This is a genomic window from Pseudoalteromonas sp. GutCa3 (genome assembly GCF_002836155.1).
Taxonomy (GTDB): domain Bacteria; phylum Pseudomonadota; class Gammaproteobacteria; order Enterobacterales; family Alteromonadaceae; genus Pseudoalteromonas; species Pseudoalteromonas arctica.
Genome location: NZ_PJBK01000096.1, coordinates 1 through 11570 on the forward strand (window position 1 = coordinate 1; position 11570 = coordinate 11570).

An 11570-nucleotide genomic window follows, 5' to 3' on the forward strand; every position below is an offset into this window, starting at 1 on the left:
AAGTAAAGATAAGATAATTTTTTGAATATTATTCATACATTTTCCTGCGGCTTTTTAGAGCAGCTTTAAAAAGCTACTCTATTACCTCTTTCAGCTAAATATGCTAGTTAACAGGTCGGTTCACACCCTGCTTGTTTTGTTTCTTTAGAACTTTGGTATTGTTTGTACTTTTCATGCGCATAGCCAACAATAACCCCTGCAATAAAAGTAGCAGCTATAGCTCCTAATATAGGAAAACCACCACTAACATTACTTTGCTCTTTCTTGGTTAACTCTCTCATAATTAGTCCCTTATTAATTAGCTAAAGCTTTTCCAACTTCGTTACCTACAACACCAGCACCGCCTAAAGCTGTAGCAGCAGCCGTAGCTTTCGTTCCTGCTTTAACTATTTTATAAATTCTATAAGCAATAAGTGCTACAACTATAGGATTACCACCATTAACGTCTTTAATTTCATTTACGTTTAATTCACGCATAATGTTATACTCCATAAATCCGATGCTTTTTAATTAAGTCATCGGGTTGTTAATATGCTCCCCTTCAATAAAGGTGAGCGATTAATAGGCTAGCTTTAGCTGCTCGCTAAAGTTAACTAAAGCTGGCCGTCTTTTTCGGTTGTTTGCATTTAGCAAACCACCAAAACTTTCAAATTTTTCTTTATTTTATAAAACGCTACACTTAACTTACGCGCCCTTTTAGGCTGTACAGTGGCTCGAGTAACCACTCGATTAATGTGCGTTGCTCCAACATAATATCTGCCTCAAACAACATGCCACTTTTCAGCTCAAACGCCTTACCAAAGGCCTGCATTTGTTGTTGGCTGAGTGTCGCTCGCAAACGGTACACTGGCTCTTGCAGGGTAATAGGCAGGCGTATTTCATTTGGAGTAATGAGCGCCTTGTCGATGCGGATAATTTTGCTGTTAATAAAACCAAAGCGTTGGTAAGGGAAAGCATCAAAACGCAGGCGCGTATCGTTACCTAGTTGTATAAAGCCTGCTGAACGTGTTGGTAGCAGCAACTCTGCTACTAGCTCTGAGCCTTCGGGAATAATATGCAACAGTGGTTTGGCTTGGGTAAGTGTTTCGCCTTCAACCACTTGAATGCCAGTAACAACACCGCTGTTACTGGCTGTTATGGTATATTGATAGTTACTTTTAATTTGTGTGAGCTGGTTTTGAATATCCGCTTGTTGGCGCTTAAGGCTATTTATACGCAAAGTATACTGCTGGGGCACGTTAGCAATATTAAAACTAAGTTGACTTAATTGATTTTCTTGCTGCATAAGCAAGCGCGCTAGGTTTTGTTTTTCTTGCTTAGCATCTAAGAGGGCTTGCTGCTGTTGCTCTCGCTCGATGTTTGATAAAAAGCCATTTTTATTAAGTTGATTAAGGTTGCTTTGTTGGCGGTTAAGTAGCCCTAATTTTTCATCAGCTAGAGCAAGTTGACTTTGTAATGCAGCTTGCTCATTAGTAAGTGCACGTTTTTGCGCGTGCAAGTTAAGTGACTCTTGCTTTTGTAGGGTAAGGTTTTGTGTTATCTCATCATTGAGCAACTGTATTTGCATACTTAGCTGCTCAACAAGCTGGGTACTCAAGGCTATGCCTTGGCTGTTATTTTGCTGCACAATAATGGTCGCCAACGGCTGACCTTTAGTAACGGCATCACCCTCTTGTACAAATAGCAGCTCAATCATACCACCTTGACTAGCAAAGGTTTGGATTATCCCTTTATTGGGTATTAAAAACCCCCGTACTGTTTCCTTGCGGGAATACTCTGCTGTAAATAAAAAGCTTATCACTACAATCGCAATACATACCAAAACAAATACGATAAGTTTTATTGATAGTGGTTGTGCTAGCGTAATCACACCAGTTAAACGCTCACTTTGCTGAGCGACAGCTTCCTTTCTAAATAACATCCAGTTGATCCGCTAAGATTGTTCTAATTTATATTACACTAGAATTCAATTAACAATAAATCAACATAAAAGTCGAAAAATAAAATATTAATGCAAAAAACTAACTTATTTAGTTAGAAAAAATAAAAATACTAGCTCGATAAAATAGTCATCGGCAGGCTCAATATTGGATTTTCCGAATCGGCAAAGTGCATCATTACAGCTACATGCCCAGCTACTACAATTGCATACATAACCGCTGAAAAACCTTGGCCATATTTATCTAGTGGCATTAAATGTGAATAGTGACGGCCTCGCCATTCAAATACAATTTCCAGCGCACCTACAAACAAAAAGAATACCAGTAACATTAAGCCAAATGTGTAGCTCAGCCATAAACCAAACAGTACACCGAGTAAACATACACTTAAACCAATCCATGAACGCATTGAAAAGCTGATACTTTTTAATACATGCCCGCCATCAAGCGGCAAAATTGGTAACAAGTTGAATAAATTTAATAACGCACTAAGAACCGCCACACCTGCAAATATTTCCATCTCGGTGGCGTAATATAAAACGACACCCAGTACCGAGGTAATTAAACCAAATGCAGGTCCCATTAGCGATATAACGACATCTTGCCAACGAGTCGTTATTTTATCGTCACTTACAGCTAGCCCACCAACAAACGGGATTAAGTAAATACCTTTGGTTTTTATGCCAAAGTATTTCATTGCTCGCACATGGCCGTACTCGTGTACAACTAAGCAACCAATTAGCATTAGTGCAAATTCAATACTAAATAACCACGCATAGCCTGCAACAGAAGCCCCTGCAAGCACTACTTTAATTACCTTAGCACTTTTAAAAAGCTTAAAACCTAATGCAGCCAGACCTAAAAAGCCTTTTTTAGGTGACCCATTTGTAGGTGCTGGTAACGCAAGTTGTGTTGCAAATTGATCATCTACAAAGAGCGAAATGCTTTGCTCTTTCACCGCCGCTGTATCGATACCTATTACTTTGTTGTCGTAAGTAAATTGAAAATAGTTTTCACGAGGGTTATCAAAGGTAATGGCTTGTTGCGCGTGAAATACCTGCACAATTCTTTGCCCAGACACCATAAGCGAAAATGGTTGCTCGGCTAAAGTAAGATCTATTCTTATCATAATTAAGACCGTTTAAAATAATGGCGCTAGTATACCTAATCAGCTTAAAAAGACGAGTGAAGGTGCTAGGTAACTATTTTCAAAATAAAAGTATTTGATACTGACAAAATAAAAAAACACTACTACTTTTATAGTAACTCCAAGCGATACATTGAAAGGGATAACAGTGGACAAAATAGTGCCTAATATTTTAGTTGTTGACGATTCAAAAGCAATTTTGATCGTTATGGAAGCTATACTTAACGAATTGGGTATGTCTAACACTATAACTACGTGCCTGAATGCAAAAGAAGCTCTTGAAAAAGTTAAAGAGGATATCAACTACTTTGATGCTATTTTTACTGATCTCAATATGCCCGAAATGGACGGCATGGAACTAATCCGCCACTTAGGAGGGCTACATTATCAAGGCGGTATTATTATTGTTTCTGAAATGGATCATAAAGTTATTAGCTTAGCCGCCAACCTCGCGAAACAACATAACGCTCACCTCATTGGAAATATTTCAAAGCCAGTGCAACTGTCTCAGGTTAGTAGGTTACTTATTAAAGTGGCGCAATTAAACAGCCACACTTTATTAAAAGAGTCGGCCATTTCAAAAGATGAGCTTATTGATGCATTAAAAAACGATGAAATAACGCCTTTTTACCAACCAAAAATAAACGCTGATAACAATAAAATTGAAAGCGTTGAAGTCTTAGCGCGTATTTTATCAAGTAAAGATGGCAATATTATTTTACCTAACCGTTTTATAAACACTGCCGAACAACACAACTTAATTAATCAAATTACATTTTCTCTTTTTGAAAAGGCCACCAGCGAATTCAAAAATATGAAAGCACAACTAGGTAATGATTTTAAAATGGCATTTAATTTATCGCCAACTCAGCTCGACGACTTAAACTGCCCTAATAAATTACTGCTCATTTTAGAATTAAACCAACTCACGCCTAGTAATATAATTATAGAAATAACAGAACAACATGCACTCTCAAGCCTCATGCAATTAGAAACACTAAACAGATTAAGAATGCATGGCTTTGGTATATCGCTAGACGACTTTGGTGTTGGTTTTACTAATATGAATCAGCTTCGAAATCTTCCTTTTACTGAAATTAAAATAGACCGTTCACTTATTAGCCATATAGAAACAGATTTATTTTCTCAAGTGGTCGTAAGTTCGTTATTTAATATTACGAGTAAAGATAATTTAGATCTAGTGGCAGAAGGTGTTGAACGACCAGAAGAGCTCGTTTATTTAAGGCATTATAAAAGAAAACTAGCCATACAAGGTTTTTTATTTAGCCGCCCTAAACCACAAGACGAATTTATATCTTGGGCTAAAGATTGGCTGAAAACTGATGGCAGTCCAGCTTAAAGCGGTATTAATATTTAATCGGGGCTGGTTAACTAATTATCACCCCGAGTGTGTTTATCTTCTTCACTGACTATATGCGCACTGCTTGCTAAACGTTTGTGCCAACGCTGCCTTGCTACTGCGCGCATATTAGTAGATTGGTCACGCTCATCTACAATCTCTAGCCCCATTAAAGCTTCAATCATATCCTCTAGCGTTACAATACCTTGCACGTCACCGTACTCATCTACAACTAGGCATATATGCGTGCGCTTTGTTAAAAGAGTTTGCAGTAACGACGATACATTTTGAGAACTCGGCACCGTATAAATAGGCTTAATCAATTTGCTAATTTTGTAATCGGTACCTAAACGATGAAATGCCAGCATAATATCGTTTTTATGCACAAACCCTACAATATCGTCGCTGTCTTTATCAAATACCAATATACGAGAAAATGACGACGAGCCGTGATCGTTTAAATACTGATTCACGGTTAAGTCTTTGTGGATTTTAAAAATAACAGTTCGAGGCGTCATTAAATCGCATAATTTTGCATGTCTAAAATGCAATAGATTACGAATTATTTCGGACTCATCCTGATGTAATGCACCCGACTCCGTACCTATATCAGCCATTGCCTCTATCTCTTGACGAATATAGTAAGCCTCATCGTGCTTTGGACCCATTAAATTTGTTAGCTTTTGTGCAAACCATACAAAAGGCTTTAGCGATATAACTAAAAACCGCAAAGCGTAAGTAACACTTGGCGTTAGAGCTCGCCAGTAATTAGCCCCCAAGGTTTTAGGAATAATTTCAGAAAGTATTAATACGAGGAATGTCATAATGGCTGATGCAATACCTACAGCCGCATCGGAAAACACGACAGCTGCCTGTGCGCCTACCCCAGCAGCACCCGCAGTATGGGCAACCGTATTTAAAGTTAAAATAGCAGCTAAAGGCTGATCTATATTGTTTTTAAGCTTTTCGAGCTGTTTAGCCAGCTCAGGGTGCTCTTTCCTAAGTGATGCAACATAGCTGGGCGAAATACTTAATAACACAGCCTCCATCACAGAACATAAAAACGAAATAACAATCGCCACTACCATATAAACTATCAGTAAAGTCACTTTCTCTCCTCTATATTGGATATGTGAGCATGGTATCAATACATGCTATATTTGGCCAAACTTCCAATAATAATAGGCATAATAATGAAATTTAGCGCACCATGGTGTCATCAAAATAAGCTATTTAAGCATGCAGCGACTCTTTTAACGCTTAGCAGCTTAAGCTTTGCTGCAATAGCTGCACCATTGGATAAATCAAAAATTCAGTTTATCGGCCCACTTGCCGAAGACATGCAGTTAAAGCCTTTTCAAACACCTCATGGCAATGCCATTATTAATAACCTATTGCCGCAACTACAAGCAGACTCAGATAGTTTTTCTGTATTTGGGAAAAAACAAAACTGGCAGCCGTTTAATAAAATCAATGCGCTCACTTTAGGTGGGTTACAGGCACTAAAATTTAATATTGAAACAACCCGCTTTACACAAGGTACGCTTACCTTAAAAGGGATTGAGCAAGGTCAGTTATTTATTAATGGCGAACTACAAACAGGCGATAAAAATAGCTATAAGTTAGCTTTAAATAACAGTACTCACTCTATTTTAATAGTAGCCCAACAAGTAGCTAATTGGCACGACGTAATGCTTGATTTTGCACCTAAAAGCGACGTTGATAAAATTACGCTTAGCGCCTCAAAAACAAAACGCTTATCTGCAAAACAATTGTTTGATGCCCCTATAATCAGCCAATTATCACTCGCACCTAATGCTAAGCAGTACGTTACTACTACTCGCACTTATAGCGATAAAACACAAAACCAAGCAAATACAGTTACAGTACTTAAAGATTCAGATAATCAAATGCTTTATCGCTTCGAAGCAGGCCAACCAAGTAACATTATTTGGAGTCCAGATAACCAATATTTAGTGTATTTGTTAAATGGTGAGCTTAAACAACTTAGCCGTAAAAACTTCTCAATAAAAACATTAGCAAACGATTTAGAAGGAGCCAATAGCTTTACCTTTTATAACGACACCAGCCTTTTGTTTAGCTGGTCTAAATCACCTGAGAGCACTAACAGCTTAACTAAGCACTATAAAGGTCTACAAGATCGCTGGTCGTATGCACGTACCACCAGCCAAATTTATATGTTTGATACTAAAAGTGGTTTAACAAAAGCACTTAGCCAAGGTCCTCTTTCTTACAGCCTTGAAGATTCAAATAGTAACCGTGGCAAAATATTAATGAGCCGCCCAGTAATGGCAATGCAAGCATCAACCCACCCTGAAACAGAGTTAGTCGAACTCGATTTAAAATCAAATAAGCTTTCATCGCTTGGTAAATTTAAAACGTTTAATTTAGCTAAATATGCAAATAAAGACATTTATGTAGTTGCAGGCCCCGATTTTAAAAATGGCGCAGGCAGAGCTCTACCAAAAGCAATGCTTGCCAATAACTACGACGGGCAACTTTATCTACTTACTGAAGGCGGTAAAAACGTAAAAGCACTTAGTAAACAGTTCGACCCCGCTATTGGCCAACTGCAAGTTTTAGAAAACGGCGATGCGCTCATTAAAGTAACAGAGCAAGACACTCAACCACTTTACCTATTTGATTTAAGTAAACAGCGCTTTAAAAAGTTAAGTACGGGATTGGATATTGTTGAACAATTTAGTTACTCATACGACCGTAATACCGAAATTTTACTAAGTGGTACCAACGCTTTAGCTCCACAACAACTAAAGCGCCTTAACGTAAGTAAAAATAAAACAGATTTAATATGGGATTCAAAACCAAGTAGCTATGCAAATACACGACTCCCTACATTAGAAGAGTTTAATTTTAAAAATAAACATGGTGTCGAAATAACTGGTCGTGTGTACATTCCTAGCAACTTAGATAAAACTAAAAAGCACCCTGCGCTCGTGTATTACTACGGCGGTACTTCACCAGTTACGCGTGGTTTTACAGGTCGTTACCCGTTTAACTTCTGGGCAGAAAATGGCTACGTTGTTTATGTAGTACAACCTACTGGCGCAACAGGGTTTGGACAAAAGTTTTCAGCGCAACATGTTAATGCCTGGGGGGACTACACCGCAGACGATATTATCAAAGGCACGCAAGCCTTTTTAAAGAAATACAACTATGTTGATAGTGAAAAGGTAGGAAATTTAGGGGCATCATACGGTGGCTTCATGACCATGCTACTAGCAACTAAAACCGATATATTTAGTGCTTCAATAGCTCATGCGGGTATTTCTAACATTACCTCATATTGGGGTGAAGGTTGGTGGGGCTATTTATATTCAGGCGAAGCATCAAAAAATAGCTTTCCGTGGAATAACCCTGAGCTTTACAGCCAGCACAGCCCTGTATTTCATGCCGACAAAGTAACAACTCCTATGTTACTTCTTCATGGTGATAGCGATACCAATGTACCTGTAGGCGAAAGTTTAACCATGTACACTGCGCTTAAACTGCTTAATAAGGACGTAGAGTTAATCGAATACAAAGGCGCCGACCACCAAATTTTTGCACGCGATAAACGATTTGATTGGTGGAACACCATGCTTGCATACTTTGATAAAAAGCTAAAAGATGAACCTCAATGGTGGGACTCAATGTATAAAAATGACTGAGCCTGAACCTTTAAAATAACGACTTAATACAGATTTATTAATAGTAGTATTAATTATTTAGCACCTTTTAATTAGTTTAAAGGTGCTAACCTCATCCTCTAATAACGTCTTATACACCTTTGAAATATTAAGTTACTTAAAACTAATAAACCCCCTTCTCAGCATTTACCTAATGGTGCTACCATACAGAGCTATAAGCATTCAAAATAAAGTACTATGGCTATTAATGTTTTATTGGTTGAAGACGATGAACTACTCGTTAAACGCATCCAAAATCACTTTGCAGATACCGAATTTACAATAGAGGTAGACCCAACTGGCGCTGATGCACTTAACATTGTAAGGCAGCGGGTAAACCTGCGCGGTGCTATATCATTAGCCATAATTGACATTGTTTTGCCAAAGCGCGATGGGCTTCAGCTGGCAAAAGAATTAAACACACTTACCGATATTGGCGTTATTGTATTATCGAGTCGTGACTCCCAAGCCGATCGTATTGCAGGCCTTGCACAAGGTGCTGATGACTATATTTGTAAGCCTGTCGATTTACTTGAGTTAGAACTTCGCATGCGCGCGCTCTATAAGCGTGTTGCAGTTAACCTAGAAGACGACGAAAGCGAAGAGTTTATAGAATATGCTGACTTTAAGCTTCACCCCGATAACCGCACACTAATTACTGCTGCAGGCGTTGAATCACGCTTAACTGAAGCCGAACATAAAGTGCTTATTTGCTTAATTAGTAATGCAGGTAAAGCCACATCCCGTGAAAAAATATCAGAAGAAATAGGCCAGCCCGATTGGAGTCCAAACGATCGTACTGTTGATGTGCTGATCGGTCGTTTACGTAAAAAATTAAATGACGAAAAAGATCAAAAACGTATTGTTACCGTTCGCGGTAAAGGCTATATGCTCTCTATTTAATATTTAGTTAATTGCGCAATAAGGCGCTCAAATGCACGGTAATTAAGTGCTTCCTTAAGCTCATTTAAACTAATATTTTCAGCCCCTTTTAAATCACTAATAGTCCGCGCCACCTTAATTACTCTATGATAAGAGCGTGGCGATAAAGACAACTTCTCGCTTGCTCTGGCTAAAAACTGCAACTCTGCTGGCGCCAGTACACAGTGCACACTCATTTCTTTATTATTAAGCCTCGCATTAACCTTACCTTGGCGTTTTAGTTGTAGGTAATAAGCCGCTTCAACTCTTGCTCTAACCTCAGCACTACTTTCCTCCGGCTGAGTACTTTGTAGTTCAACACTCGTTAAACGAGGTAGTTCTATTTGCAAATCAATACGGTCAATAAAAGGTCCTGATACTCGCGATAAATAACGCATAACTTGATCGGGAGTTGCCCGCTTATCTGTATGACTCCCTGTTGGGCTTGGATTTAATGCTGTAATAAGCTGAAACTGCGCCGGAAACTCCATTTGCCTAGCTGCACGTGAAATAGTAACTGTACCGGTTTCCATTGGCTCACGCAGTGAATCAAGTACCTTACGCTCGAATTCCGGTAACTCATCTAAGAAGAGCACACCGTTATGTGCCAGAGAAATTTCACCAGGTTTGGGATTCGAAGAGCCCCCCACCAAGGCAACAGCTGAACAAGTATGATGTGGATTACGAAATGGCCGCTGTCGCCAATTAGTTAAATCTATAGATTGTCCAATAATAGAGTAAAGCGCAGCTGTCGAAATAGCTTCATCGTCCGACATAGTAGGCATTATAGTTGCCATTCGCTGGGCCAGCATCGATTTACCAGTACCTGGAGGACCTAAAAATAGTAAATTATGCCCGCCAGCTGCAGCAATTTCGAGTACTCGCTTTGCACCGGGCTGACCTTTCACATCGCTTAAATCGAGTAAAAAGTCAGGGGCTTGTGTGCAGTCGGGGTACTCTATATTCAATGGTAAGGGTTGTTGATTAAGTAAGTCCCCCCACACTTCTTGAATAGAGCTTACGGCTTTGCGTTTAACGCCATTAACTAGGCTTGCTAGGCTGTCGTTTGCAAGAGGTAAAAAGCAGCAACGATCTTGCTCTTTTGCAGCAAGTACCGAAGGTAAAATAGCGTTTACACCACGCACCTCACCATTTAGAGCAAGCTCACCATAAAACTCATACTTGTGAATATCAGGACACACTATTTGCCCAGAGGCGACTAAAATACCCACCGCAATAGCAAGATCAAACCGTCCGCCATCTTTTGGCAAGTCGGCTGGGGCTAAATTTACGGTTATTCGTTGATCAGGAAAACCAAATTGAGAGTTTTCGAGTGCGCTACGCACTCTGTCTTTTGATTCTTTAACGGAAGCTTCGGGCAGGCCTACAATATGAAAAGCGGGTAAACCATTTCCTAAGTGAACTTCTACAATAACTTCAGGGGCATTTATACCCACTTGAGCACGAGAAAATATACGAGCTAATGACATTCCTTATCCTAGTAAATGGTGTGATTACACCAGTTTAGTCAGGATATTTAAAAACGTGTAATGTGATTTGCCATTTTATAGCAGCTAAACGAAGTAATAAGGTCATTAACATACCTAATACCATCGCCATTTCGGTTACTAACGAAAAACTAATGCCAAGCGTATAAACAGTGCCACCCGCTATACAGGTAATAGCGTAAAGCTCACCTTTTAATAGCATAGGGATCTCGCGTGCAAGCACATCTCGAATTAATCCACCAAAGCAGCCTGTAATTACAGCCATAATTACCGCAGTCATATCGGGCATACCAACAAGCTGCGCTTTTTGCGCCCCCATTACTGCAAAAAAAGCTAAACCAAACGCATCCGCTGTTTGTAAAATATAATGAGGTATCGGCTTTTGTTTATTTATAAGGCGTGTTGTAACAAATACTGAAGCTAGTATGGCAAAAAAGTAACTTTGATCGTGTAACCAAAACACAGGAACATCTAAAATTAGATCTCGCACTGTACCACCACCAATAGCAGTTACTGTCGCTAAAACTACGACCCCAAAGCCATCCATTTTTTTCTCGTACGCTAGCAAAGTGCCCGATACAGCAAACACCGCAATGCCTATTAAATCAAACCAGTGGTAAAGTTCAGTCATATTTGTAACAACCCAAAAATATTTGTGCCGTTTTAACACAAACTAAACAAAGTTTTAAGTAATAACGATTTATTTTAAGTCGTTTATAACTTTTGTGAAGTGTATCTCAGGGGACGGGAGCTTGTGCTTATGAGTAGTGAATGCCTCATGCTGTGAAGACGATCTTTAACCTATAAGCTAAATCACCACACTCATCAAATTTCAGGCATAAAAAAACACGCTTTAAGTGTGTCGTTTCATTCTTATTTATTTCAATGGTTGCGGGAGCCTGAGTTTGTAAAAAGCGGACCGACGACCTTCGGGTTATGAGCCACAATATACACACCAAATTTTAGACATAAAAAAACACGCTTTAA

The 11570-nt window shown here is 39.1% G+C and carries 10 protein-coding genes; 3 read left to right on the top strand and 7 right to left on the bottom strand.

The window, feature by feature from the left end:
• Positions 1-107: 107 nt before the first annotated feature.
• The 4 genes from CXF64_RS20770 to CXF64_RS17285 form a co-directional block, all read right to left on the bottom strand.
• Positions 108-281 carry a hypothetical protein gene (locus tag CXF64_RS20770; RefSeq protein WP_155945840.1) on the bottom strand — a complete coding sequence of 58 codons (174 nt, stop codon included), beginning with the start codon at positions 279-281 and terminating at the stop codon, positions 108-110.
• 13 nt (positions 282-294) lie between these two features.
• Positions 295-477: a hypothetical protein gene (locus tag CXF64_RS17275; protein ID WP_133120273.1), complete on the bottom strand. Its 183-nt coding sequence runs from the start codon at positions 475-477 to the stop codon at positions 295-297.
• 202 nt (positions 478-679) lie between these two features.
• Positions 680-1921, bottom strand: a complete 1242-nt coding sequence (locus CXF64_RS17280) for an HlyD family efflux transporter periplasmic adaptor subunit (protein WP_101217612.1) — start codon at positions 1919-1921, stop codon at positions 680-682.
• A 131-nt stretch (positions 1922-2052) separates the two neighbouring features.
• Positions 2053-3069, bottom strand: coding sequence for a metalloprotease (locus CXF64_RS17285; protein ID WP_101217613.1), 1017 nt, complete (start codon positions 3067-3069; stop codon positions 2053-2055).
• A gap of 166 nt (positions 3070-3235) precedes the next feature.
• On the opposite strand from CXF64_RS17285, the gene CXF64_RS17290 reads away from it, so the two are divergent.
• Positions 3236-4447 (top strand): EAL domain-containing response regulator, encoded by a 1212-nt coding sequence (locus tag CXF64_RS17290; RefSeq protein WP_101217614.1) that lies wholly within the window; start codon positions 3236-3238, stop codon positions 4445-4447.
• Between the two features lie 32 nt (positions 4448-4479).
• Here CXF64_RS17290 and CXF64_RS17295 read toward each other — a convergent pair whose 3' ends face one another.
• Positions 4480-5556 (bottom strand): hemolysin family protein, encoded by a 1077-nt coding sequence (locus tag CXF64_RS17295; protein WP_101217615.1) that lies wholly within the window; start codon positions 5554-5556, stop codon positions 4480-4482.
• Between the two features lie 84 nt (positions 5557-5640).
• Here CXF64_RS17295 and CXF64_RS17300 point away from each other — a divergent pair, with 84 nt between their 5' ends.
• On the top strand, positions 5641-8136 hold the full coding sequence (locus CXF64_RS17300) for an alpha/beta hydrolase family protein (protein ID WP_101217616.1): 2496 nt from the start codon (positions 5641-5643) through the stop codon (positions 8134-8136).
• Positions 8137-8352: 216 nt separating this feature from the next.
• Positions 8353-9057, top strand: a complete 705-nt coding sequence (locus tag CXF64_RS17305; RefSeq protein WP_002957913.1) for a response regulator transcription factor — start codon at positions 8353-8355, stop codon at positions 9055-9057.
• Here the strand turns inward: CXF64_RS17305 and CXF64_RS17310 are convergent.
• The gene (locus CXF64_RS17310; protein WP_024590552.1) at positions 9054-10565 is read right to left on the bottom strand and encodes a YifB family Mg chelatase-like AAA ATPase; all 1512 of its coding nucleotides are present in this window, start codon (positions 10563-10565) and stop codon (positions 9054-9056) included. The two genes, CXF64_RS17305 and CXF64_RS17310, sit on opposite strands and share 4 nt — an antisense overlap.
• 34 nt (positions 10566-10599) lie before the next feature.
• Complete coding sequence (locus CXF64_RS17315) at positions 10600-11214, bottom strand: trimeric intracellular cation channel family protein (protein WP_007587018.1); 615 nt, start codon at positions 11212-11214, stop codon at positions 10600-10602.
• Positions 11215-11570: the final 356 nt, after the last annotated feature.